The sequence below is a fragment of the Erysipelatoclostridium sp. MSK.7.34 genome (assembly GCF_019041935.1).
GTDB classification, from domain to species: domain Bacteria; phylum Bacillota_I; class Bacilli_A; order Erysipelotrichales; family Coprobacillaceae; genus Thomasclavelia; species Thomasclavelia ramosa.
Genome location: NZ_JAHPYJ010000007.1, coordinates 61,307 through 87,100, shown reverse-complemented (window position 1 = coordinate 87,100; position 25,794 = coordinate 61,307). Strand labels below are relative to the sequence as shown.

At 30.6% G+C, this 25,794-nt stretch carries 27 protein-coding genes and 1 other annotated feature; of the genes, 17 read left to right on the top strand and 10 right to left on the bottom strand.

From position 1 onward, the window contains the following. Window positions 1-22: 22 nt before the first annotated feature. From pyk to KTF99_RS06950, 3 genes are all read left to right on the top strand, one after another. Window positions 23-1,459, top strand: a complete 1,437-nt coding sequence (gene pyk, locus KTF99_RS06960) for a pyruvate kinase (RefSeq protein ID WP_003534505.1) — start codon at window positions 23-25, stop codon at window positions 1,457-1,459. 266 nt (window positions 1,460-1,725) lie between these two features. After that, window positions 1,726-2,571: a hypothetical protein gene (locus KTF99_RS06955; RefSeq protein WP_003534503.1), complete on the top strand. Its 846-nt coding sequence runs from the start codon at window positions 1,726-1,728 to the stop codon at window positions 2,569-2,571. Then, window positions 2,564-3,007: a hypothetical protein gene (locus KTF99_RS06950; RefSeq protein ID WP_003534502.1), complete on the top strand. Its 444-nt coding sequence runs from the start codon at window positions 2,564-2,566 to the stop codon at window positions 3,005-3,007. Before KTF99_RS06955 ends, KTF99_RS06950 begins: the two co-directional genes overlap by 8 nt. A gap of 4 nt (window positions 3,008-3,011) precedes the next feature. Here KTF99_RS06950 and sspI read toward each other — a convergent pair whose 3' ends face one another. Then, a complete protein-coding gene (gene sspI / locus KTF99_RS06945; RefSeq protein WP_008792770.1) occupies window positions 3,012-3,212 on the bottom strand; it encodes a small acid-soluble spore protein SspI in 201 nt (66 codons plus the stop codon). A 60-nt stretch (window positions 3,213-3,272) separates the two neighbouring features. Between sspI and KTF99_RS06940 the strand changes: the two genes are divergently transcribed. The 6 genes from KTF99_RS06940 to KTF99_RS06915 all read left to right on the top strand — a co-directional run bounded on the left by KTF99_RS06940 (window position 3,273) and on the right by KTF99_RS06915 (window position 9,838). Beyond that, window positions 3,273-3,938 (top strand): M48 family metallopeptidase, encoded by a 666-nt coding sequence (locus tag KTF99_RS06940; RefSeq protein ID WP_029482438.1) that lies wholly within the window; start codon window positions 3,273-3,275, stop codon window positions 3,936-3,938. Next, window positions 3,935-4,651, top strand: coding sequence for a TrmH family RNA methyltransferase (locus tag KTF99_RS06935; RefSeq protein ID WP_009009417.1), 717 nt, complete (start codon window positions 3,935-3,937; stop codon window positions 4,649-4,651). Before KTF99_RS06940 ends, KTF99_RS06935 begins: the two co-directional genes overlap by 4 nt. Before the next feature lie 242 nt (window positions 4,652-4,893). Then, window positions 4,894-5,661, top strand: a complete 768-nt coding sequence (locus tag KTF99_RS06930; protein WP_008792768.1) for a DUF975 family protein — start codon at window positions 4,894-4,896, stop codon at window positions 5,659-5,661. 132 nt (window positions 5,662-5,793) lie between these two features. Next, window positions 5,794-5,994, top strand: a binding site (T-box leader). A gap of 33 nt (window positions 5,995-6,027) precedes the next feature. Then, window positions 6,028-7,065, top strand: coding sequence for a phenylalanine--tRNA ligase subunit alpha (gene pheS / locus KTF99_RS06925; protein ID WP_003534492.1), 1,038 nt, complete (start codon window positions 6,028-6,030; stop codon window positions 7,063-7,065). A 4-nt stretch (window positions 7,066-7,069) separates the two neighbouring features. Further along, complete coding sequence (pheT, locus tag KTF99_RS06920) at window positions 7,070-9,460, top strand: phenylalanine--tRNA ligase subunit beta (RefSeq protein ID WP_029482439.1); 2,391 nt, start codon at window positions 7,070-7,072, stop codon at window positions 9,458-9,460. A gap of 120 nt (window positions 9,461-9,580) precedes the next feature. Beyond that, on the top strand, window positions 9,581-9,838 hold the full coding sequence (locus KTF99_RS06915) for a heavy-metal-associated domain-containing protein (RefSeq protein WP_008792765.1): 258 nt from the start codon (window positions 9,581-9,583) through the stop codon (window positions 9,836-9,838). An 8-nt stretch (window positions 9,839-9,846) separates the two neighbouring features. Here the strand turns inward: KTF99_RS06915 and KTF99_RS06910 are convergent, their stop codons facing one another. Beyond that, window positions 9,847-11,466 (bottom strand): glycoside hydrolase family 2 protein, encoded by a 1,620-nt coding sequence (locus tag KTF99_RS06910; protein ID WP_029482443.1) that lies wholly within the window; start codon window positions 11,464-11,466, stop codon window positions 9,847-9,849. A gap of 146 nt (window positions 11,467-11,612) precedes the next feature. On the opposite strand from KTF99_RS06910, the gene KTF99_RS06905 reads away from it, so the two are divergent. Continuing rightward, window positions 11,613-12,218 (top strand): MerR family transcriptional regulator, encoded by a 606-nt coding sequence (locus tag KTF99_RS06905; RefSeq protein ID WP_003534487.1) that lies wholly within the window; start codon window positions 11,613-11,615, stop codon window positions 12,216-12,218. Further along, window positions 12,215-13,783: a MutS-related protein gene (locus KTF99_RS06900; protein WP_029482445.1), complete on the top strand. Its 1,569-nt coding sequence runs from the start codon at window positions 12,215-12,217 to the stop codon at window positions 13,781-13,783. Before KTF99_RS06905 ends, KTF99_RS06900 begins: the two co-directional genes overlap by 4 nt. Before the next feature lie 66 nt (window positions 13,784-13,849). On the opposite strand, the gene KTF99_RS06895 is transcribed toward KTF99_RS06900, so the two are convergent. Genes KTF99_RS06895 through KTF99_RS06885 form a run of 3 tightly spaced genes read right to left on the bottom strand, consistent with a single transcriptional unit; the run spans window position 13,850 to window position 16,189 of the window. Next, window positions 13,850-14,986: a nucleotidyltransferase gene (locus KTF99_RS06895; protein ID WP_003534485.1), complete on the bottom strand. Its 1,137-nt coding sequence runs from the start codon at window positions 14,984-14,986 to the stop codon at window positions 13,850-13,852. Next, window positions 14,983-15,438: a threonine/serine exporter family protein gene (locus KTF99_RS06890; RefSeq protein ID WP_003534484.1), complete on the bottom strand. Its 456-nt coding sequence runs from the start codon at window positions 15,436-15,438 to the stop codon at window positions 14,983-14,985. Before KTF99_RS06890 ends, KTF99_RS06895 begins: the two co-directional genes overlap by 4 nt. Before the next feature lies 1 nt (window position 15,439). Further along, complete coding sequence (locus KTF99_RS06885) at window positions 15,440-16,189, bottom strand: threonine/serine ThrE exporter family protein (protein WP_008792763.1); 750 nt, start codon at window positions 16,187-16,189, stop codon at window positions 15,440-15,442. A 110-nt stretch (window positions 16,190-16,299) separates the two neighbouring features. Here KTF99_RS06885 and KTF99_RS06880 point away from each other — a divergent pair, with 110 nt between their 5' ends. From KTF99_RS06880 to KTF99_RS06860, 5 genes are all read left to right on the top strand, one after another. Continuing rightward, window positions 16,300-16,518, top strand: a complete 219-nt coding sequence (locus tag KTF99_RS06880) for a hypothetical protein (RefSeq protein WP_003534482.1) — start codon at window positions 16,300-16,302, stop codon at window positions 16,516-16,518. A 2-nt stretch (window positions 16,519-16,520) separates the two neighbouring features. Then, entirely contained in the window at window positions 16,521-17,441 is a 921-nt protein-coding gene (locus KTF99_RS06875) for a DUF1848 domain-containing protein (RefSeq protein ID WP_003534481.1), read from the top strand. 92 nt (window positions 17,442-17,533) lie between these two features. After that, a complete protein-coding gene (locus KTF99_RS06870; protein WP_217215502.1) occupies window positions 17,534-17,665 on the top strand; it encodes a transposase in 132 nt (43 codons plus the stop codon). A gap of 267 nt (window positions 17,666-17,932) precedes the next feature. Next, entirely contained in the window at window positions 17,933-18,319 is a 387-nt protein-coding gene (locus tag KTF99_RS06865) for a helix-turn-helix domain-containing protein (RefSeq protein ID WP_336244692.1), read from the top strand. Window positions 18,320-18,361: 42 nt separating this feature from the next. Further along, window positions 18,362-18,535 (top strand): IS3 family transposase, encoded by a 174-nt coding sequence (locus tag KTF99_RS06860; protein WP_008792760.1) that lies wholly within the window; start codon window positions 18,362-18,364, stop codon window positions 18,533-18,535. Between the two features lie 247 nt (window positions 18,536-18,782). On the opposite strand, the gene KTF99_RS06855 is transcribed toward KTF99_RS06860, so the two are convergent. Further along, window positions 18,783-19,754, bottom strand: coding sequence for a D-2-hydroxyacid dehydrogenase (locus KTF99_RS06855; RefSeq protein ID WP_003534477.1), 972 nt, complete (start codon window positions 19,752-19,754; stop codon window positions 18,783-18,785). A 182-nt stretch (window positions 19,755-19,936) separates the two neighbouring features. Between KTF99_RS06855 and KTF99_RS06850 the strand changes: the two genes are divergently transcribed. Next, a complete protein-coding gene (locus KTF99_RS06850; RefSeq protein ID WP_003534476.1) occupies window positions 19,937-21,934 on the top strand; it encodes a penicillin-binding transpeptidase domain-containing protein in 1,998 nt (665 codons plus the stop codon). A gap of 17 nt (window positions 21,935-21,951) precedes the next feature. Here the strand turns inward: KTF99_RS06850 and KTF99_RS06845 are convergent, their stop codons facing one another. The 4 genes from KTF99_RS06845 to KTF99_RS06830 form a co-directional block, all read right to left on the bottom strand. Further along, window positions 21,952-23,559, bottom strand: coding sequence for an FAD-dependent oxidoreductase (locus KTF99_RS06845; RefSeq protein ID WP_008792758.1), 1,608 nt, complete (start codon window positions 23,557-23,559; stop codon window positions 21,952-21,954). A 1-nt stretch (window position 23,560) separates the two neighbouring features. Continuing rightward, on the bottom strand, window positions 23,561-24,124 hold the full coding sequence (gene ahpC, locus KTF99_RS06840) for an alkyl hydroperoxide reductase subunit C (protein ID WP_003534474.1): 564 nt from the start codon (window positions 24,122-24,124) through the stop codon (window positions 23,561-23,563). Window positions 24,125-24,144: 20 nt separating this feature from the next. Then, complete coding sequence (locus KTF99_RS06835) at window positions 24,145-24,576, bottom strand: Dps family protein (RefSeq protein ID WP_009009424.1); 432 nt, start codon at window positions 24,574-24,576, stop codon at window positions 24,145-24,147. Window positions 24,577-24,779: 203 nt separating this feature from the next. Beyond that, window positions 24,780-25,778, bottom strand: coding sequence for a LacI family DNA-binding transcriptional regulator (locus tag KTF99_RS06830; protein WP_003534472.1), 999 nt, complete (start codon window positions 25,776-25,778; stop codon window positions 24,780-24,782). Between the last annotated feature and the right edge of the window lie 16 nt (window positions 25,779-25,794).

Genomic DNA, 25,794 nt, shown 5'->3' with positions numbered 1-25,794 from the left:
GTAAGGTGAGGAAAATTAGGATATGGTATTTGAACTAAAAGAAAGAAAAAAGAAAACTCGTGTCGTTTGTACAATTGGGCCTGCAAGTGAAAACGAAAAAATGTTAAGAAAGTTAATTCTTGCTGGTATGAACGTTATGAGATTAAACTTCTCTCATGGTGATTTCGAAGAACATGGTGGAAGAATTGTTACTGTACGTAAGTTAAGCAAAGAGTTAAATAAAAACATTGCTATCTTATTAGATACAAAAGGACCAGAAATTAGAACTGGTGATTTCGTAGGTGGAAAAACAGAATTCAAAAAAGGACAAACTACTGTTATTACTACTGAAGATATTGAAGGTACAAGTGATCGTTTTACAATCACTTATAAAGAATTATATAAAGATGTTAAACCTGGTGGTTTCATTTTAGTAAATGATGGTCAAGTTGAATTATTAGTTGATCATGTTGAAGGAGAAGATATTGTTTGTGTATGTGCTAACGATGGTGTAGTTAAAAACAAACGTGGAATCAATGTTCCAGGAATTAAATTAGGATTTGATTATTTATCTCCTAAAGATACAGCTGATATTACTTTTGGATGCGAACAAGGAGTAAACTTTATTGCTGCATCTTTCGTAAGACGGGCGCAAGATGTTTTAGATGTTAAAAAATTATTAATTGAAAATGGTCATCCTGAAATTCAAATTATCGCTAAAATCGAAAACAGCGAAGGTGTTGAAAACATGGACGAAATCTTAAAAGTAGCTGATGGTATCATGGTTGCTCGTGGAGATTTAGGAGTTGAAGTACCTGCTGAAGATGTACCTTTAATTCAAAAACAATTAATTAAAAAATGTCGTGCTGCTGGTAAAGTTGTTATTACTGCTACTCAAATGTTAGATAGTATGCAAGAAAATCCAAGACCAACTCGTGCTGAAGTAAGTGACGTTGCTAATGCTATTTATGATGGTACTGATGCAATCATGTTATCTGGTGAGTCTGCTCAAGGTAAATATCCTGAAGAAGCAGTTATGACAATGACAAAAATTGCATTAAAGACAGAAGAAACTTTAGATTATGCTTCATTATTAAGAAAAGCAATCAGAACTGCTCCAGAAGACCCTTCAGAAGCAATTTGTATGTCAGTAGCTGAGATTGCTTCTAAATTTAAGGTATCTGCTATTGTTGTTTATACTGAAAGTGGATCAACTGCTAAACGTGTATCTCGTTATCGTCCAGAATCTATGGTAATTGCAGCTACACCTTATGAACCAGTTACTCGTTCATTAGCCTTAAACTGGGGTGTAAAAGGTGTTGTATGTCAACCTATGCATGATCGTGCAGCTCAATTAGAATATGCTCAAGTTCTTGCTAAAGAAAATGGTGTTGAACCAGGGGAACAAATTTTAATTACTGCTGGAACACCAGGTGTTGGTGGAACTACTAGCTATTTAGAATTAGTTACTGTAAAATAATTTTAAATACATATAGATTTTAAGTATATTGTGAAATAGGTATTTATAATTTAAATATTTGATTTTAAAAGGGATTGATTTTGTGAAAAGCAGAGTCGATCCCTTTTAATTTAGTAACTGTTTTGAGCTTATCTGGTTTTTAAAAGTAATAGCAAGTTGTAAATTCATAAAAAAATGATGAATAAGGAATTAATATGTAAATTTGGCTTGGGTTGTTTTTCTTTCTATCTCATAAAAAATAGGTTATAATAAGACCGGTGATAAAAATGGACAAAAAACATAAACAGCATTTACTAGTTACATTGATCTTTACCCTTATTGTTACAGCAACATTATTTTTTATGTATGATGATTTTGTATTTCAAACATATGGTGAAGTAGTTTATTATGATTACATATTAAAAGGTGAAAATAATCAATTAAAAGTAGAAAATATTGAAGCGTATTTGGATCGTCAAAGTTTTCATTTAGGAGAAGGACGAATTATTTTTAAAGATGTGAATTTAACTAACGGAGCTGTTCCTACAGTTAAACTATCATTATATGGAGAGAATCAACAAAAATTTGACTATGAATTTGTTGTAGAAGAATATCATAGTGATAATTTGATTTATTCAATTCAAAGTATCTCAAAAAAATATAAAGAAATTGATTTGGACGATGTTAAATCAGCATCACTAACAATAGAAGCAAATGATCAAAAGTTAAGTGAAGTTGATTTAAAAATTACTCCAGTTGAACAATTGGAAGGTTCAAATAAAGAATATCGAATTGAAAATGCAAGTATTTCTAATTCGATGATGCGTTTAGGGACACTAAAAGCGGCAAGTGATGATGTGATTAAAGAATACCCTACAGTATCTTTAGAATACCGTTATTTAAAAGATAAAAATGGTGATAAAGAAGATAATGATAATTATGTGGTATTTAAAAAGATTACTGGTAAAAGTAAAGAACTCGTCAATGGTAATGATTATGGGACATACAATCTTGAAGATGATAGTTTTAAAGATAAGGACTTAAGTGTAGTGATTATTTTTAGCAATGGAAAAGAGAAGTTTGCTTTTGCGATTGATTTAAAAACTAGAGAAGTAGGCGACTATTATGGATAAGATAAAGAAGGATTTTATTGTTATTTATCTAGCTCGTAATTTATTAGCTACTTTTGCAATCACAGTATTTAGTTTTGTTTATGATATAACAAATTATTATAACATGCTGCCGTTAAGAGCATTTATCAAGATATTTGCTGATAATTTTTATACTACTGCATATTTTTTATTACTATGGATCTTGAATTATCTGTTATTTGAAATATATAAAATTGTAATGGATGCACTAAAAGATCGTAATAAAAATCATGGTAAACTTGTTATTAAAGGGAAAGAAATGATTGCTTATGGGAGTATCATTCCAATTGTAATTTTGGTAATTTTATTGATAATTGATTTTAATCAATTATTTAAGTTAAACTTTATTTTATTGGTTATTTTTATGTTATTAAGATCAATTAAAGAAGAATTTAAACAAAGAAAAAATAGGCTCTAAGAGTCTATTTTAATAAACTGCTAATAGCATGAATCATTGCATCCTGTTGCATACTATTTAAAGAATTATAATATTCTTCAAATAATACACCAAGACCTGGGAGAATTGTTTCTTCTTTCGAAGCAATTCCGCCATTGATGATTTCTTTCAGTTCATCAGGTGAACTATTATGCAGTTTAGTTAATAAAGCTTTACGAATATCCATATAATCACTCCTCATCTTTATTAGTATAGGAAGATTAATGGATTTTATACTGAGGAAATTATGGAAATTAGACAAATTGAATTAGACGGTCAAATTATTGAGTATCAATTAAATTTTAAACCAATCAAACGTTGTTATTTGAAGATTGTTTCTGGTAAAGTAGTAGTAAATAGTTCTTCGGCTTTTTCAATTACTGCTATAGAAAAATTGATTCGTGATAATCAACAAGTCGTTTTAAAACAAATTAAGAATTATCTTCCTAAATATCAATATATTAATAATGGCTATGTGTATATCTTTAATCAGCGTTATCAAATTGTTGTACGCGATTTAAATCAACGCAAAGTAGCTTTTCATGAAAATAAATTATTTGTGTATCATCGTCAAGTTCAAGAGACAATAGAACGAGAGTTAAAACAAATTTTAAATAAATATTTAGAATTTAAAATTAAAGAATATTTAAAAAGTAATTTTAGTTTAAATATGCCGGTAATTCAGATTAAGAAGTTAAAAGCTCGTTGGGGAGCGTGTTTTTCAAATCAAAATAAGGTTTGTTTTAATTTGGTTCTAGTACATCTAGAAAAAGAATTGATTGATTATGTAATTGTTCATGAACTATGTCATTTTATTCAGCCTAATCACTCAAAGCTATTTTATCAAGAAGTACAAAAGAGGCTCCCGGATTACAAAGAGCGCGAGAAAAAGTTAAAGGAGATTGGAATATGATAACTTCTACCACTAATAGTACAATTAAAACATTGATGAAATTAAAACAAAAAAAGTATCGTGATGAAATGAAGGCATATTTAGTTGAAGGCGATCATCTTGTTACAGAGGCATTAAAAGCAAATCAAGTAGAACTGCTAATTAGTACCAAACATATTGACAGTGAATTAGAAGTACTTGAAGTAAGTGAGGAAGTAATGGCTAAACTGGCATTTACCAAGTCTCCTCAGTCAATTATGGCTAAGTGCCGGATGCAAAAAGAAATACAATTAAAAGAAGGAAGACGTTATTTGCTTTTAGATGATTTACAAGATCCTGGAAATATTGGTACTTTGATTCGTACTGCTTTAGCTTTTTCAATTGATCAAGTTATTTTATCTAATAACTGTGTTGATTTATATAATGATAAATTACTTCGCTCAATGCAAGGCGCCAATTTTCACCTTAGTTGTATTTATGGGAATCTAACACAATTAATTTCGCAATTACAAGAAAAAGGTGTTGTGGTAATTGGCAGTGCACTTGAAAATGGAAAGAATATTGCACAGATAAATCGCTATAGTAAGATGGCTTTTGTTGTTGGTAATGAAGGTAATGGGATGAATCCAGAAGTTCTTGCTAAATGTGATGATATTGGATACATACCAATTAATACGATTGAATCATTAAATGTTGCTATTGCGGGAAGTATTATGATGTATCATTTTAAGTAACAGTCACGGTGTGACTGTTTTTTATAATATATATTAGTTGCAGTATTATATTATCTAAGTTATAATTAATTTAGATAATATTAACACATAAAAATAATAAATATAATTAATTGTGTTTATATTATATTGTTATTGATTGGGTTAATTTTACGAAGATAGATAAATATTTAAAATAACACAGTGTAAAATTAAACAATTAAAGAGTTGATCAGGGCAATTAAATGAATAGGGAGGGGATTTATATGCCAGTGTATTCAATCAAAACAATAAAAGAATATGCTAATAATTATATTAGTAATAACGGTCGAGAGATAACGAAGACAGTTCTTCTGATTACATCAGCTGTCATTTTTGTTCAGGCCGTTAATTTTTTTAGTCAAGTGCTAGGGCTTATTTTAGGATTAATTACATTAACAATGCCACAAGGGTTAGTTTACGCATCATTAAAAATTGTTGATCAGCAAGAATTATCTGCAATTGATGATACACTTTACGGAATAAAGAAGATCAGTAAGTATTTTACGACTTATTTTATTTATTCACTGATTGCTGTTTTTGTTTTAGCTCTAGTTATAGTTGCATTTATATTACTTGTATCATATTGTGATATTGGAATTATTGGCGGCAGGGACATTGTTTCAATCTTAGCACAGTATTGGATAATAGTAATTACTTTATTAGTAATTGTCATCGGAACATATGTTTTTCTTGATTGCAATTATGGAATGTTTCCATATTTAATGGAAACAAGTGATGTAAAAAATCTAAGGGCACTAAAACGTTCACGACAATTTATGAAGCATAAAAAGAAGGCCTATCTAAAATTATATTTAAGTTTTTGGAAAGAGTATTTAGGATTGATTATAATTACATTACTAGTTTCGTTTGTATTACCTACAATGCTGGATATTAGTGCAATTATTTTTATTGTTGGGGAAGCGGTTTTAATTAAACGTAAGTTGATTATTTATAAAGCTTTATTTTTTGAAAATAGTGGTTTGGATGAATAAAAACTTAATATTTAAAATATAACTATCGAATAACTTTGCTTATCGATTAAAGCAGTCAAGAGCTCTATTTTTATGATTATGCTCATAAAATGATTGTCAAAATAAGCTAAACACGTTATAATATCTAGGTATAATAACACGTTGATAAGGACTAGTAGGTAAGAAAGTTGTTATAGAGAGGAAGATATTTGCTGGAAATCTTCTAACAGCAGCATTATTGAATTCACCTTGGAGTGCGACTAATCATCGCCGTTTAAGCTACGTTACAGTTAATTAAGTGCATGATTATAGATCATGAATTAGGATGGTACCGCGAGATAAATCGTTCCTATATGGAACGATTTTTTATATTATAGGAGGGAAAACATGGAAAATGAATTATTAAAAATCAAAGAAGAAGCATTAGCTAAATTAGCAGACTGTTCTTCTTTAAAAGAATTAAATGAAATTCGCGTTTTATATCTAGGTAAAAAAGGTCCGATTCAAGAAGCAATGAAATCGATGAAAGATATGGCACCTGAAGAAAGAAAAACTTTTGGTCAAACTTCAAACCTAGTTAAGCAAGAATTATCAAAAGCAGTTGAAGATAAAAAAGAAGCTTTGGAAAATCAAGCTATTTTAGATAAAATCAACGAAGAAAGAATAGATATTACTTTACCAAGCTTTAAATTAGACCAAGGGTCTTTGCATCCTTTATCAACAATTGTAGCAGAATTAGAAGATTTGTTTTTGGGAATGGGATATCAAATTGCTGAAGGTCCTGAGGTAGAAAGCGATTATTTCAACTTTGAATTAATGAATTTACCAAAAGGTCATCCAGCTCGTGATATGCAAGATACATTCTATATTGATGAAAATACTTTAATGCGGACTCATACGTCACCAGTTCAAGCACATACAATGTTAGCTGCAAATGGTGAAGGACCAATCAAAGTAATTTGTCCAGGTAAAACATATCGCCGTGATGATGATGATGCAACGCATTCACATCAATTCATGCAGTGTGAAGGATTAGTAGTTGATAAAAATATTACCATGGCTGATTTGAAAGGAACTTTAGAAGTATTTGCACGCAAGTTCTTTGGTGAAAAGCGTGAGGTTCGCTTACGTCCATCGTATTTTCCATTTACTGAGCCTTCAGTAGAAGTTGATATTTCATGTCATAACTGTGGTGGTAAAGGTTGTCCAATGTGTAAACATACAGGATGGATAGAAATCTTAGGAGCTGGAATGGTTAACCCACGTGTTTTAGAAATGTGCGGATTTGACTCTGAAGTATACCAGGGATTTGCATTTGGAATTGGAATTGAACGGGTTGCAATGCTTAAATACGGCATTGATAATATCCGCAATTTCTATAATGATGATATTAGATTTTTAAGTCAGTTTGGTAGAAAGGAGTAAAAAGATGGATATTAGTTTAAAGGTATTAAATAGATATGTAAAGGTTGATGATCAAGATCCTAAAGAATTAGCAGATAAAATTACTTCAATTGGATTGGAAGTTGAAGGAATGCACGATTTGACTAGAGGAAATAACATGACAATTGGTTATGTTAAAGAGTGTATGCCACATCCAGACAGTGATCATTTAAATGTATGCCAAGTTGAAGTTAGACCTGGTGAAATTAGACAGATTGTTTGTGGGGCACCAAATGTGGCAACTGGACAAAAAGTAATTGTAGCCAATCCAGGATGTGATTTAGGTGATGGTTTTGTTATTAAAGAGAGTAAGATCAGGGGAGTTGAGTCGAATGGAATGATTTGTTCAATTGCTGAACTCGGTTTAGATCAAAGACTTTTAAAACCAGAAGATAAAGATGGAATTCATGTTTTAGACACTGATGCTCCAGTTGGAGCCGAGCCATTAGAATATATGGGATTAAAAGATACGATTTTGGAAATTGGTTTGACTCCAAATCGTGCTGATTGTATGGCAATGACTTCTTTAGCTTATGAAGTAGCAGCAATTTTAGGTCGTGAAGTTAATTTACCAGAAGTTTCATTTATCGGAGCAGAGGGAAGTGGAATCAGCGTTAAAGTTGAAACTGATTTATGTCCATTTTTTGGTGCTAAATTAGTTAAGGGAGTAACAACTAAAGAATCTCCTGAATGGCTAAGAAATGCACTTATTGCTAGTGGAATCAAACCAATTAATAATATTGTTGATATTTCTAATTTTGTAATGTTAGAAACAGGACAACCAATTCATATGTATGATTATGATAAATTAAATAAAAAGGAATTTATTATTAAAACAGGATTTGATTGTAAAGAAGTAATGTTAGATGGTGAGGAATATAAAATTGAACCAGCTGACCTTATTGTATCCACTGATGCTGGAATTGGTTGTATTGCTGGAGTTATGGGTGCTAATAGTACTAAAATTGATGAGAATACAACCAATATTGTTATTGAAGCAGCAACGTTTGATGGGGCAACATTAAGAGAAACTGCTCGACGTTTAAACTTATTGACTGATGCCTCACAACATTATATTAAAGGTGCTTTAAATACTGCAAATTCTTTAATGATTTTAGAAAGATGTGCTAATTTATTAGTTGAATTAGCAGAAGCAAAAGAAGTATATCAAAGTGTAACAACTGATCTAAAAATCAAAGACTGTTTTGTTCGAGTAACAACATCAAAAGTAAATGGGGTACTTGGAACTAAAATTACAACTGATGAAATCAAAGATATTTTCAGTGCACTAAAATTTGAGTATACTATTGATGGTGAAGAATTTAATGTGAAAGTACCAACTTATCGTAATGATATTACTTTAGCTGCAGATTTAATTGAAGAAGTAGCACGGATGTATGGGTACGATAAGATTCCTTCAACATTACCAGAGATGTCGATGACTGTTGGAAAGAGGACAGATGTTCAAGCAAAGAAACATTTAATTAGAAACTTATTAAAAGATCAAGGGTTACATGAAACGTTGACGTATTCATTAACTTCACCAGTAATGGTTGATGACTTTAATATTTTTCACACAAATGAGTCTGTTAAATTAGCAATGCCATTAGGTGAAGAAAGAAGTGTAACAAGAAAATCTATAATTGGATCGTTATTACAAGTAATCAATTATAATCAATCACATAATATTAAGGATGTTAATATTTTTGAATTATCAACTACTTATTCTAAAGGTGTAGAATTACAAAATCTTGCAATTGCCTGCTGTGGTGAATACAATGGTTTACCGTTTAAACAAATTTCATATAAAGCTGATTATTATTTAGTAAAAGGGTTTGTTGAAACAATCTTTAAAAATTTGGGAATTGAAGAATCTCGTTATAAATTAGTTCGGGCTAGTCAAGATGATAAGTATTATCATCCAGGTAGAACAGCGTATATTATGATTGGTAAAGAAGTTGTTGGGGTCGTAGGAAATATTCATCCATTGATGGAAAAGAAATATAATGTTAAAGATGTTTACATTGTTGAGTTGAATCTAACAACATTATTAAATTTAAAAACAAGCAAAGTGAAATTTACTGAAATCCCAATGTACCCTTCTGTAAGTAGAGATATTGCTATGGTGATGGATCAGGATATTCCTACTTTTGATATTTGTCGTAAGATTGTTCAAGCGAGCAAACAGCTAGTTAAAGAAACAAAAATTTTTGATGTTTATGCAGGTGAGCATATTGAAGCTGGGAAGAAATCAGTTGCAATTAACTTGCTTTTCCAAGATCCAAAAGGAACTCTAGAAGAAGCAACAGTTAATGCTGCAATGGAGAAAATTTTAGCAGCTGTGGAAAAAGATTTTGGAGCAGTGCTTAGAGCATAATAAAAATAAATTAGCGAAGAAATAGACGTATTTGTTTATTTCTTTTTTTTAAATATGTAATTCATATTATTTGACAAGGATTGGAACCATGATTAGAATAGAGCTAAAGAGGTGGTTATAGTGCAAAAAATTACATTAGAAATTGATGGAATGATGTGTGGAATGTGTGAAAGCCATATTAACGATGCTATTAGAAAGGCATTTTCAGTGAAGAAAGTCAGTTCCTCTCATAGTAAAGATAGAACAGAGATCATTACTGCTGATGAACTTGATGAGGATAAATTAAAAGCGGTTATCGATGCTACTGGCTATAAAGTTACATCGATTACAAAAGCTCCATATGTAAAAAAAGGTTTTTTTGCATCATTCCGTAAATAATAAAGAAATCAGGATAAACCTGATTTCTTTTCATAGTAGGAGTATAGTTTTCTTGCTAGTTCGCTCATTCTTTGCTGATTGACTTTACAGATTTTCCGATCATAAGTATATAGGCCATTGATTTCGTTTTCAATATCAGATATTTGAGTATAAATACAACCGCAAAGTCCATTATTAATTGAGGGTATAACCATTTCTTGGTACATTTTTTCGATTTTATCGGTTAGTTCTTTTTCGCTATTTGTTTTACCATAGCCATATTGTTTTTTATTGCTGTTAAGATGATTATTGACTGGCCGAGTATAGCCGCCACATTCACTTAATAATAGAGGACGTTCAAGGTTTGTTGACAAGATTTTATTTCGAAAATAAATATGACGACTGACAACATCGCTATTTTTTTGACTAAACCACCCTGAGGTTGTATCATAAAATCTTGTTGGATCCAACTCTTTACAAATTTGATACATTTCATCACTATTAAATTGACCCCAGCCTTCATTAAAAATTGTATAACTAATGATACTAGGGTGATTATATAGATGGCTGATTGTGTCGATCATATGTTGCTTAAAAATATTTTGTTGTAGGGTATTTTTGTAACGTGTGTCTTTAAAATTTATAAACCCTAAAGTTGGAAGGACGGTATCATGGATAAAACGGTATTCACCATTATTAACCATATCCTGCATCACAAGAATGCCTAATTTATCACAATTATAATAAAATAGCTCTGGCTCGATCTTAATATGTTTACGAATAAGATTGAATCCCAGTTTTTTTATATTCATAATCTCAGTTTTGTAAAAATCAGGATGTTCCGGTAAAAATAAACCATCATGATAATATCCTTGATCTAAGATACCATGCAAAAAAATGGGAGTATCATTTAATAGTATTTGATGTTTTTTTATTTCAACTGTTCTTAAGGCAAAGTAACTTTCAATATAATCATCATCAGTGGTTATAGAAAAAGTATATAAATAAGGATCATCGGGAGTCCAATAATGAGGGTTATCAATGGTGATATCAGTATCTTTTGCAGTGTAAGTCTTTTTAAAATCATTATTTTCAATAGTAACAGTATATCGACTGGCCTCAGTATTTACTTTTAAATTAATGCCGGTTAATGAGGGGGTAATTAACAGATCTTTAATACAATTTTTTGAAACGGCTTCTACCCAGACTGTCTGCCAAATTCCGGATACTTGAGTATACCACATTCCATGGCTTTCACGACTTTGTTTACCGTAGGGGTAATCATGCGATAAGGAGTCTGTAACTTTCACCACTAATTTATTTACGCCATCATTAAGTGATGAAGATATATCAAAATAAAAAGGTAAATATCCTCCTGAGTGAGAACCAATATATCGATTATTTACATATACTTTAGTAAGTTGATCTACAGCACCAAAATGGAGGAGAACCTGGTTATTTGCATGATAGAAGTCTATAGGTAAAATGAAATCCTTTTGGTATACTAATGTATCATTTATTATTCCATGATAATTAGATAGTGGTGCTTGAGGAGGATAGGGAATATTAATACTGAGATCATTTAATTGCCAAACTCCATTTAAACTGAAAAAACTATTTCTTTTTAATTGAGGTCGTGGATATTCCATAGTTAACACCTGCTTTCTTTACTTTAATGATACAGGGATACTGGCTTCATTGCAATTCTAGTTAGAATTTATTAAATTATTATTGTTATTCCAATTGACTATTCCCCTAGGTATAGGTTTATACTAGTGATAGTAGGGGGAATAATATGAATATTGGTGAAGTTTCAGATTATTTAAAAATTACTAAAAAAGCAATTAATTTATATGAAGAGAAAGGTTTACTTAGACCCAATAAAAATAGCAATGGATATCGTCTTTATGGAGAGGAAGAAATTAAAACTCTAAAACAAATTAAAATTTTACGTTCTCTTGATTTCTCTTTGAGTGAGATAAAGGATATCATTATTAATAATGAATATTGTTTTTTTGATAATAAGCTTAGTGAATTAAAAATTAGAGATTATGATTTACAAAAAAAGATTCAATATCTTGATCTAGTTAAAAATGATTTTATTCAAAATGAAATTATTGAGAATATAGAAGAATATCGAGAATTATTAATTCGTGAATCAAAAGAAGAAATCAAAGATAAAAATATATATGTTGATTTTGAAAAAATACTAATTGTTGTCTTTACATTTTTTACAACTATAAGCATATGTGGAAGAGGTAGGATATCTGGGGAAATAATAATTATTATTTATCTACTTATTTTAATTTGTAGTACGGCTTTATTGCATTATCCGCAATCGCGTAAATTTTTTTATCAATTGTATCAAAAGTTGCAAGAATATAAGAGGAAAGATAAATGATTTGGTTAATTATTATAAGTATCGTGTTGATTGCAGGAGTATTAGGTTTCTTAAAAATATTAGTTACGAAGAAATATTTGATCCATCAATATAATTTAGGAGTTGGTGTGCAGTATCGGGATTTTACTAAAGAGTATTATCATTATAATAAAGAACGAAGTATTGACGAAGAAACTTTTATAGATTTTGAAATGCCGCAAATTTTAAAGAAAATTAATTTTACTTATAGTGAGATAGGAAATGAGTACTTGTATAATTTATTTTTTAGAGAAAATAATAATTTAGATACTCAAGAAAGTATTATTGATAAATTGAATTGTCAAAAAAAATTAGCAGAGAGTATTTATCAGCTGAATAAACTTAATAAAGCATATGTACCGATCTTATCTATTAAAAGAAGCTTGCTAAATATTTCAGCTAAATCGTGTTTATTAGCAGGGCTGTTTTTGATACTTGATGTGGTTAGTATAATAGCAGCAATAATTGATATAGAGAATGTTTATTCTGTTGTTATAATGTTATTATTGAGCATTTTAATGAATACCCAATTATCTCAAAAAACAGGAAAAATTAGTCTTCAGATATCATTAATTAATGATATGCTTCAAATTACCAATAAATTATTAAAAATAAATATTTATCCTGATTCAAATCAGACTTTAGTAATGAACTCATTTATCCATTTGAAGAAAATGACAAAAACAACATATTATTTTAATAAAATAAAACAGTTTGATATTTTCAATATTTTGGAGTTAATGAAATCATTATTCTTTATTGATATATTTCAAGCAGTTAAACTTAGTAGGAAAGTAGATCAAGTACAAAATGATATCATGGTTCTTTATGAGAATATCGGTTTGTTGGATGTATGTATTATGATTAAGGTTATTCGTAGTCTTTATGATACTTGTATACCAATCATATTAAAAGATGAAAGAGTTGAGATAGTAGAGGGGTATCATTTATTGATAGAAAAACCGATTAAAAATACTGTTGTAATATCAAATGATACGATTGTTACTGGTAGCAATGCCTCTGGGAAATCTACGTTTTTGAAAATGTTAGGTGCCAATTTGTTGTTAGCAAAAACCTTAAATATTAGTTTTGCAAAGGAATTTAAATATTATCCGTTTGCTTTGATCTCATCAATTCATATGAAGGATGATATTATGAATGGAGATAGTTTTTATGTTAAAGAAATCAAACGTTTAAAGCAAATTACTGAATTTGCTAATAAGCAAAAATCATTAATCTTAATTGATGAGATTTTAAAGGGGACAAATGAAAAAGAGCGAATTATTATTGCGCTGGCATTAATGAAATATTTATTTAAATGCAATTCTATGACGATTATTACTACTCATGATATTGAATTAACAGAAGTCTTTGATCAAGTAGATAAATATTGTTTTAATGATATTAAAAAAGATAATAAAATCGTTTTTGATTACCTTATTAAGAAGGGAGTTTGTACTGTTGGAAATGCAATCGCGATAGTTAAGACATTAGATTTTGATCAAGAAATTTTAAAGGAAATTAATGATAAAATAGAAGTTTTTTGAAGTGAACCTCGTTGCTTGGACACACATCACATTCTAAATAATAGAGGTTCATTTCATTTTAGGCTTCTATTTTGGGATACTTTTATATTCTAATGATATAAGCTGATTTGGATTTTTTGATAAACAGGATAATAATTTTGTTGCTCTAAATTCTAATTCAAGTGCGGGATGATGATAACTGGAAAAATTAGTGACTAATTTATATTCACAGCTTTTTTTTATTTTGTTTAAATAAGCCTGCCCAACATTATTCATCTTTAATACTCGAATATAGTCGATTTGCATTGCTTCAGCAATATCTTCTTTACTATTATTCATCAAGATATGAATTAACATGCGCTGAATTCGTGAGCGTGTATAACGTTTCGAAGTAAGGCTTGTTATTAATTCATCCATATGATTAGTGATAACTACTTTTTCTTTAAGTAAATTTTCAATTCCTTCGTCGACTAAATGCAAATGTTTTAATGTTGGCGCATCAGTAGTTAAAATTTTATAACGAAGGAAGGGATAAAAGTCATCAAAAAAGTAAAATTCTTGATAGTCTTCATAGTTACAAAACTGATTTGATATATCAATTTTATTTTTTAAAGCATGACGGATAGCACTTGCTGAACTAATTGATTCGATGTCCAAACTATGGAAATCATTTGTTCTTTTAATACAGTGTAATTCAATAGGATAATTATGATTAATTACTTCTTTAACATAGGCAAGCCCTAATAAGTCATTAGGGGTAGTAACAGTTTTATTCATTAAAATAGATAGTGCCTGATTACAGGCATCTGGATAACGCAAACCCTGATTCATCTGTTTTTTTACTAAGTTATCATAATTCTTTTGATTATTTTTAATCGTGAAGGCAATATCTTTGAAAATATTGATATTTCCACATTCGCTTCCAAAAACAATATCAGTGACTTTTAGCTTTGCTAATAATTCAATTGCTCCTTGGGCAAAATAATCAGCACTTTGAACACTATAAACAAATGGCAGCTCAATTACTAAGTCAATGCCATTTTTAATTGCAACTCCTGCTCTTGTCCACTTGTTACTAATTGCTGGCTCACCGCGTTGAACAAAATGTCCAGACATTATTACGATCGTAACATCTGGTTTAATTAGTTGTTTTGCTTTATTGATATGATATAAATGTCCTTGATGAAAAGGATTGTATTCGACAATTAGACCTAGTACTTTCATGAGTTCACCTTTATTTTACGACATGATAATTTTTTGATTACTTTGAAAATAGTTGAAATAATCAAGATTGCTAAAGCAAGACTAGCAGAAATCGCTAGTGTATTTAAAAAGCTATCTAAAAATAATTCACTGTTACCTTGCGTACAGTATAGCATTGTTTGATAGATTCCACGTCCAGGAACCAGGGGGAAACAGCCGATAATTAAAAAAATTGTGGCAGGAGCTTTATAGATTCGGGCGGATATCTCAGAAAATAAAGCAACAAATGCCATTGCTAAAAAATAACAGCTGATTTCACTTTTAAAATTTGAAGCAAGCAAATAGACTAACCAGCCTAATGCCCCGCCGATTGACCCGATTATAGCAAAGCGTGGATGCTGATGAATACGAAAAATAAAAGCAAACCCGAGACATGCAATGAAAGCACTAAAACATTCAATTATACTTTGCATATTACCCTCCTAAGACCATCATCATTGTTCCAACCCCAATTGCAATAAAAGTGGCTGTTAATAAAGCCTCTAACATTCGTGCCATTCCTGAAATATGATCACTACCCATAATATCTCTTAAACTATTGGTAATAGCAACCCCAGGAGTTAAAATCATTAAACAGCCAATGATAGTAGACTGTAAATTGGTTATTAAACCTAATTTTAAAGAAATTATTGCTATGGCAGTTAAAACCATGCTTGATAACAATGTACTGACAAGATTATTTATTTCTAATATTTCCATTAACCAAATAAAGAAATATAAGATAAATCCAATTCCTACAGCAATAATTGTTTCGTGGATTCCACCACCAAAAAAAGTTGTAAAAAACCCAGTTCCTAATCCATAACCTAGAAATACTAAGGGCATGTTGATTGGTGTGTTTTTTATTTTTTCAAGTTTACTTTTTAAATGAATATAGTCGGGACATTCTTGACAAGTATAGCGGACTAGATTATTTAATTCATAGACCATATCTAAATTAACACGATTTTGTTGAGTCCGTTTTGATAAAGTATATGTATGATTATCATGCATTTCAATCGTTAGAGTAAAGTATGAAGGTAAAGCAAATACTTCAACATTTAAATAACCATAACTTTTACACATTCTCAATAATGATTCTTCAACCCGGTAAATTTCAGCCCCATGTTTTAATAAAAGCCGCCCAATTTCACCGATTAAATTAATTAATTTTTGCTCGTTCATAACCCACCTCGATAATCAAAAGTATACCATGAATAATTGTTTAATGATATATCATGATTGTTAATATTTGTAATAAATTATGATAAAATAGCTAAGAGGTAGGTGAGAAAGTGTTTAAAAAATATTATTATAACAATTCAGCTTTGATCATTTATATTATTGAAGAAAAAGTAAAATTTTATGCAATTGTCATAAATGGTTTTTATAAATATTTTAAAGAAATGTTTCAACGATTTGTAATTAAAGTCAAAAAGAAACAACAGAAAAATTTAGTTAAAAAAACAGCAAATAACCAAATAATAAGGCTGTTATTGATAAAGGGAGAATAATAATGTTACTTCAAGTCTCTGGACGAACTGATATATGTGCACTTTATCCTAAATGGTTTGTTAATCGATTAAAAGCGGGATACATATTAGTTCGAAATCCTTATAATGAGCATCAGGTCTCACACGTAGATGTTACTCCAGAAGTTGTTGATTGCATCTGCTTTTGTACTAAAGATCCCAAAGCAATAGTCCCCTATTTGACCCAAATAGACAGCATGGGATACAATTACTATTTTATGGTTACTATTACTGCCTATGATTTAGATATTGAACCGGGATTAAGACCAAAACTAGAAATAATGAAGACGTTTATTGAATTAAGTAAGATGCTTGGAAAAAAGCGGGTGATCTGGCGCTATGATCCAGTTCTGTTAAATCAACGTTATACAAAAGTATTTCATTATAAAATGTTTGAAAAAATGTGCCAATTGCTCTTTCCGTATACAGAAACCGTAATTATTAGTTTTCTTGATATTTACAAAAATATTATTGGTAAGTTTGATGAGTTAACTGATCATGATGTAATAGAATTGGCCCAGCGGTTTGGAAAAATTGCTCAAAAATATCAACTTCATATTCAAACTTGTAGTGAGAAATATCATTTAGAGGAATATGGAATTGCTAAAGGTAGTTGTTTAGATCGAGGATATATTGAAACGTTGATAGGATATCCCTTGGATATCAAGACAAATACTAATCGTGCCAATTGTAGTTGTTTAGCGAGTATTGATATTGGTGCATATAGCTGTTGTAATCATGGATGTTCTTATTGTTATGCATGTAATCATAATTTAGTTGCAAAAAATATGGCAATTCATGATGATGAAAGTCCGATGTTGTTAGGAACTTTATCATATGATGATAAAGTTAATAAAAGAATTGTTGCTTCGAATAAAGTTCGCCAAATTAAATTAGATATATAACTAGTAAAATAAAGACTAATTTAATTAGATGATATGATAACCTCCCAGTAGACAGTGTAAATAATTAAACATTGATACAGGAGGTTTTTATATTGGGAAGAAAAAATAAATATTTAAAAGAACTAAAATTAAGTATTGTCAAAAGATATTTAGAGGGTGAAGGATCAACCATCTCCTTAGCCAAAGAAATAAATACATCAGGCAATATAGTGGCAACTGGGTAAAAAATATAATGCATTTGGTGAAAGTGCATTTGATATTTCTAATACAAATGCATCTTATACAAAGAATTTAAAAAAATAGGTCGTATTAGATTATCTTAACGGTGGGGGATCATATGATGATTTGGCAATAAAATATTGTATTCCGTCATCTAGTCCTATAAAAAATTGGGTAAAATTGTATAATAGTCATATAGAACTAAAAGATTATATTCCTGGAGGAGAAGATATCTATATGGTGAAAAGCAGAAAGTCAATAAGGAAGAACGTATTGAAATTATAAAGTACTGTCTTGAACATGATATGGATTATAAGATAACAGCTAAGCTGTTTGAAACAACTTACGCTAATGTTTTTAACTGGGTTAAGAAGTATAAGGAAAAAGGAGAAGATGGTTTAGGTGATAAGCGTGGCTGTCGTAAGGATGATGAAAAAGTTGATGAAGTTACATTATTAAAACGTCAGCTCAAGCAGAAGGAATACGAACTTGAAATGGACAACTGGAACTTAAGCTTTCTTGATCTTTATGATAGAATAGTTGTCGGTTATGAAGTTGGTGATCACAATAATAACATACTTGTCTTTAACACATTTGATAAGGCGGTTAAAGATAATCCTAATGCACGTCCTTTATTCCACAGTGGTAGAGGTTTTTAATATACAAGTTCAGTGTTTATAAACATGCTTAAGGGACATGGTATGACACAAAGTATGTTAAGGGTTCACTGTTGCATAGATACTGGACCAACGGAAGGGTTTTGGGGAATCATGAAATGTGAGATGTATCATTACGGAAAATATTACAATACAAAAGATGAACTTGTCAAAGCTGTTGATGATTGGATTCATTATTACATGTATGAAAGAAATTAGAGAAGATTTGGAGTTAAGACACCATATGAAGTTAGAAATGAGGCATTCTCTTTACAAACACCAAATCAATATCCAGTACCTGAAAATAAAAGAATAATAAAATATAAAATAGAACACTATACAAGCAGCACAATATTAGCTGCATAAAGAAAAAATGAAGTTGTCGATGAGACAACTTCAATAATAATTTTAATTATTTCATCTGTCTACTTGACAGGGGCGGTTCAAGAGAATTAGTCCTTATTATTTAATCATTATATTTAACGACTTTACGATAACCAGTATTAAAGTCAACCTCGTTTTCTAAAGGTTCATTTTTGATTAGATGATTAATATTTCTAATTGTCAATTCGGTGAAATATTCTCGGACACTATCCCACTCAAATCCTCCAGAAACATGCGGTGTAATTAAAACATTATCAAAATCCCAAAGATCATCGTCTGTCTTAAAAGGCTCAGGATCAATTACGTCAAGCGCTGCACCATACAAATGTCCAGCTTTAAGAACCTCTTTTAAATCCTGAGTATTTACAGCACTACCACGACCAACGTTAACAAACAATGCATCAGATTTCATCATTAATAGGCGTTTTTTGTTAAAAAGATTAATGGTTTCTGTAGATTGAGGTAAACATGAAATGATAAAGTCACCATGGGGTAAGATTTCTTCAAGTTTATCAATCGTATATAATTCATCAATATCCCTAGGTATTGGAGAAACATTCCTTTTTATACCGATCGTTTTGCACTCAAAAGCTTTTAAACGTTTAGCAAGTTCATAACCTAGATCTCCTAGTCCAACAATGATTACGGTACTATGATAAATTTCTTTTCCGCCACGGTAGCTTTTCCACGAATGTTCATGCATATTATTAATATAGTTTTTAAAATTTTTATTTAATGCTAGCATCATTCCGATAGTATGTTCAGCGATTGCTTTACCATAACTGCCGCTAGCATTGGCAAGACGTGTTGCCGCATGTAGAACACCTTCTTGAATATAATAGTCACTGCCAGCACTATTCAGTAGTATTGCTTTAAGATTGGGACGATTAAGTTCCACATGCTTCCCTGGATTACCGACTAAAATATCACAATTGTCAATCATTGTTTGGGTCACTTCTTTTTCCTTACTGTATGTAAATGAAAAATCCGGAAAACTTTTTTCTAGTTTATTTATTTCATCTGTTTTTAATCTTGATAATACTAATATGTTCATCTAAATATCCTCCTATATAAATCTTATTATAGCACACTATCACATAAGACGTATGATGTATTTGCGAATTGTTTATTGAATGCTGATATAATTATTAAATTATAAACAATGCTGTTTAGTTATCAAAATTATGCTAAAATATTATCTAGATAATACTAATTAGCTAGGAAAGAGGGAAATGTATGTTATTGAAAGATCGGAGAAAATTAATCATTATTGGTGTTGTGGCAGTTGCATTAATTATAGGTGCAGTTTTTTTTATTTTTTCACGGGGTAAAAGTGCTGATGATTATGTAAAAGAATATTATGGTTATTTAGAAAATAAAGAATATGGAAAAATGTATAATATGTTAACAAAGGGCTCACTTGCTAAAACGAGTCAAAAAGTATTTGAGGCTAGATATAAAAATATTTATGAGGGGATTGAAGCTAAAAATATTGAAATTAAAATTGGCGAGGTTGAAGATGGGATTGTTAATTATACTTTAACGATGGATACTTTGGCAGGAAAAATAAGTTCTGAAAATAAAGTTGAAGTAAAAGATGGGGAGCTTGTTTATAATGAAGCGATGATCTTGGAAGGATTAAAAGAAGATTATAAGATAAAAATTAATACTGATAGTGCTAGTCGGGGAAAAATTTTGGATCGAAATGGTAAAGAACTTGCAACTAAAGGGGAGGCTTATTCTGTTGGTTTAGTCCAAGGCAAACTAAATGGAGAAGCTGATTATGAAGCAATTGGCAAAATAATTGGAATGAGTCGTGATGAAATAAAAAAAGTAATGAGTGCTTCATGGATCAAAGATGATTCGTTCGTACCGTTAAAAGAGATGGCAAAAGATGAAGAAGGAAAAGCTAAAGCTCAACAACTATTAACAATCAAAGGAGTTAAGCTAAATACTGTAAGTGTTCGTTATTATCCTTATGGAGAAGCTGCTTCACATGTTACAGGATATTTGCAGCAAGTAAATGCTGAGGATTTGAAGAAACATAAAAATGAAGGCTATAGTGAAACTTCTTTAATTGGGCGAAGTGGAATTGAGGCTGCTTATGAAGCAGATTTAAAAGGAACTGATGGTAAAGAAATTATAATTATTGATAAAAATAATAAATTAGTAGAAACATTAGCTACTAAAAAAGTTGAAAATGGTAAAGATATAAAATTAACGATTGATGCTGATTTGCAACAATCTTTGTATAAAGAATATCAAAATGATAAGAGTGCTTCGGTAGCTATGAATCCAAAGACAGGTGAGATTTTAGCCTTAGTATCAACACCGTCGTTTTCAAGTAATGATTTTATTTTTGGTTTTAGTAGTGCTGAATGGCAAGCATTAAATGATGATGCTAATAAACCTTTAACAAATCGTTTTAGAGGGACATATATTCCTGGCTCTAGTATGAAGCCAATTACTGCAGCAATTGGTTTAGAAAGTAATAAGATAGATCCAGATGAAGATTTTGGAGCTAAGGATAAGTGGCAGAAAGATTCTAGTTGGGGTAATTATTATGTAACAACACTTCATGCTCCAAAGCCTAATAATTTGAATAATGCAATTATCTATTCTGATAATGTTTATTTTGCTCGAGCTGCTAGTGAAATAGGAAAGGAAAAGTTGATTGAGGGATATGAGAAATTAAAGATTGGATCAAAAATACCTTTTGAATTATCTTTAAATGCTTCTCAATATCAAAATAAAGATAGTAAATTTGATGATCAACAATTAGCTGACAGTGGCTACGGGCAAGGTCAATTATTATTAAACCCTGTACAGTTAGCATCAATATATGGAGCGTTTGTTAATGAGGGGACGATTGCTCAGCCTTATTTAGTTATTGATGAAAAACCTAATGATGCATGGATCAAAGATGTTTTTAGCAAAGATACAGTTAAGAGAATCAAAGAGGCTTTAGTAGGAGTGATCAGTGATAGTAATGGAACTGGGCATTCGATTTATCATCAAGATATCGAATTAGCCGGTAAGACTGGGACAGCAGAATTAAAATCTTCACAAAATGATACAAGTGGTAGTGAGATTGGCTGGTTTACAGTAATGACAACAAATAGTGATAATCCGGTTTTAATCACAACGATGGTTGAAGATGTAAAAAATCGTGGAGGAAGCGGTTATGTAGTAGACCATATGAAAGCACCGTTAGGTAGTTATTTATATCGTTAAAAAAAGTAAGCGTAAGCTTACTTTTTTATAATTTCAATAACTTGCTGGATATCTTTTTTACCAAAATACACATCTTGATCATTTATGATCATACAAGGAACTGACATAATTTGATATTGTTCTTTAAGTTCGGGGAAATGTGCCAAATCAAATACATGGGCATCAACATTATTATTTTCAATTGCAATTCTTTGGCTTGCCATTACTACATCTGGGCACATAGTACAAGAAAGGGAGACAACTACCTTAATGTTGGTTGGTTTGTTAATTTGTTTAATTTCATTGATGATTTGCGTATCAAGCGGTTGTTTAGGACCAACTGCATTATAGATTGCAATTACAAAGGAATTAAATTCATGACCACCAGGAACAGCATGATAACTAATATTTAAATAATTATTATTTTCATCATAGAAACGCATTGCTGGTGAAGAGTTTGATTCTTCGAACTGATAGGAAAGTTTGTCACTGAGAGTAGTAAATTCTTCAATAAATGATTTGATTTCACCAGCAAGTTTACTATGATCGAGGGAGCATTTAATTATTAATTGTTTTTCTAATTTAGCAAAAATTGGAGCCAACTGTTGTTTTATTTTGGGGGTAATAAAACTATCATCATTTTCACTTGTTTCTTTGCTTGTTTGTACTGCTTCTTTAATCTTTATTTTCTTGGGGGAAAGTTTTAAAGCAGTAACAATATTAGGGATATACTTTTCTAATGAGGTCGCAGCAGTAGCGCCATCACTGACTGCAGTGACAACCTGACGTAATTCTTTGACACAAACGTCACCAGCTCCATAAACACCATCAAGATTAGTTTTTTGATTTTGATCGACAATTAAGTTTCCATAGTTATTTAATTCAACTTGATTTTTGAATATTTCAGTTGCTGGCTCATAACCTGCAAATACAAAGATTCCAAATGTGTTATTTGCTTCGGCATGATATGACCAAGTTTCACCGGTTGCGTTGTTTTTAAACGTTGCTTGTTCTAACTGGTGATTACCTTTAGCCTCAATTATTTCCGTGTTATAATGAACTTCGATATTTGGATGATTTTTAGCTTTATCGCTAACTTGTTTAGCACAAGTGAAATCTTCCTCACGGACAATGATTGTAACTTTACGAGCATATTTGGTTAAAAACACGGCTTCTTCTGCAGCAGCAAAGCCACCGCCAATGACAAAAATATCTTTACCGGTAAAGAACTCACCATCACAAGTAGCACAATAGGCTACACCATGACCTTGAAATTCTTTTTCGCCTGGAAAACCTAGTTTACGTGGATGAGAACCTGTTGCTAAAACAATCCCAATACTTGAAAATTCACCTTTATCAGTGATGATTTTTTTTACTGGTTCTTTCAAATTGATCCCTTTAACCGTTGCAAGTAGGAATTCTGCACCAAAATTTTGTGCCTGTTGTCGCATTGCTTCTGTTAGCTCTTGACCGCTAGTTTGTAAAATTCCAGGATAATTAACAACTTCAGAAGTAATTGTTATTTGACCACCGATTTTTTCTTTTTCAATTACAAGAACTGAAAATTTAGCTCTAGCTAGATATATCGCAGCGGATAGTCCAGCAGGACCACCGCCAACGATAATAGCATCATAAAGATTAGACATTTTAGATTAATCCTACTAGATCTAGTGATGGTTTTAATGTTTCTTCTCCTGGTTTCCATTTTGCTGGACATACTTCATCACCGTGCTCATAAACAAATTGTGAAGCTTGAACACGTCTAAATAATTCATCGGCATTACGTCCAACGTTTCCAGCGATTACTTCATACATAACAACTTTTCCTTCTGGATTAATGATGAAACTTCCACGTTCTGCTAAACCATCAGCTTCAATATATACATCTAGATCTTTTGCTAATTTAGCAGTAGGATCAGCTAACATTGGATAATTGATTTTCTTAATTGTTTTAGATGTATCGTGCCAAGCTTTATGAACGAAATGAGTATCACATGATACTGAATAAATTTCACAATTTATATTTTTAAATTCTTCGTATTTATTTGCCAAATCCTCTAATTCAGTTGGGCAGACAAATGTAAAATCTGCAGGATAGAAGAATAAGACATTCCATTTTCCTAATAAATCTTCTTTTTTGATTGTTTTAAATTCATTTTCATGAAAGGCTTGAGCCTCAAATTCTGTTATTTCTTTTCCGATTAATGACATTGTTTTTCTCCTTTTTTTTATTAATTTTCAACTACTTGGCTTATCATCCAAATAGATTTTGTGAATTCTTTAATATAATCATCCATTAAAGATGAAATTAAATAATTATTTTCATTATCTGCATTATTTTTTAATGATTTAATCCTATCTAATAAATAATTAAAATCATTTAGAACTACTTTATAGATATCTTTTGATGTAATATGTTCACCTTTGACTTCTTCAATTGCAGAAATATCTAAGAATTCTTGCATTGATGCTGCTGGTTTAAAACCAGTCATCAAGATAGCTTCCGCAACTTCATCAATGGCTTTATTAACTCCGTTATATAGTTCTTCTAATTTTGCATGGACAGTAAAGAAATCTTTTCCTTTAATATACCAGTGATAACTTTGTAATTTGTGGTATTCAACTACTAAATCTGCTAATAGTTTATTTAATTGTTTATCCATTGTGTTTCACTCCTTTACTATTTTTATTACCTTTTGTCGACAAAGATTTATAGTTATTTAGGTTAGCTCTTGCTAACTGTATAAATCTTAACATGGAATGATGATGGATACAAATATTATGCACCTTTATTTTTTATTTATGCCAAATTAGTATTTTATTGTATTATTTAGAGAGAATAAATTAATAAATAAAAAAAGTAGATTTAATCTACTTTTTTACAAGACTCTCGTTCAATTAAAGTACATGGGAGTGTTATTCTCATTGGAGTAGGAGAATTATATTTGCTTAAAATATTATATACCATACTTGCTCCATATTCCCCCATAAGTGATGCTGGAGCATAAATTGTTGTCAGTGGTGGATTAGTGAAGCTGGCTGCCTTAATATCATCAAAACCAACTAGTGAAATATCTCTTGGAACGCTGAGATTGTGTTCTTGAAGAGCTCTAAGAGCCCCAATTGCGATTGGATCGCTGGCACAAAAAATCGCTGATGGTAAATCTTTTTGATTGATCAGATCCATCATCATGGAATAACCAGATTCAGTTGTAAATTCACCTTCAAGTAAATATTTTTTGTAAATAATCTTATTTTTGTTACAATAATCAATAAATATTTCTTTACGAGCATCTTGATATACAACATTGTCTTCAAGATATTCTTTACCGCCTAAATAACCGATCTTATGATGATTTAAAGATTTTAAATAATCTAAAGCATCAATAACCGCTTTGTGGAAGTCTAAAGTGATCGTACTGTCATCACTATTTGGACTATGCATATCTAGAAAGATAACTTTATTTGAAATTTTTTTAAATTGAGAAATTTCATTATTATTAAACTTACCAACACAAACTAGGCCATCTACACCTTTCAAAACATCTAGATAGTTTTGATCGGCTCTAAAAGTTCTAATAACATTTATATTATTTTGTAAGCAAAAGTTCTCGATACCTTGTCTTATTTGTAAATAATAAGGGTCATCAATTTCTTGTTGCAATGAATACCATTGAACAATTCCAATCGTGAATTCATTTTTGGTTGCCTTTCTTTTCTTTATATAGTTTAATTCTTTAGCTGCATTAAATACCGCCTGCCTTGTCTCTTCAGGAACAGATAATGTTTTATCATTGTTTAAAATTCTTGAAACAGTGGCACTGGAAACATTTGCTAGCTCTGCAACATCTTTAATTGTAGCCATGATTACCCTCCTTGAT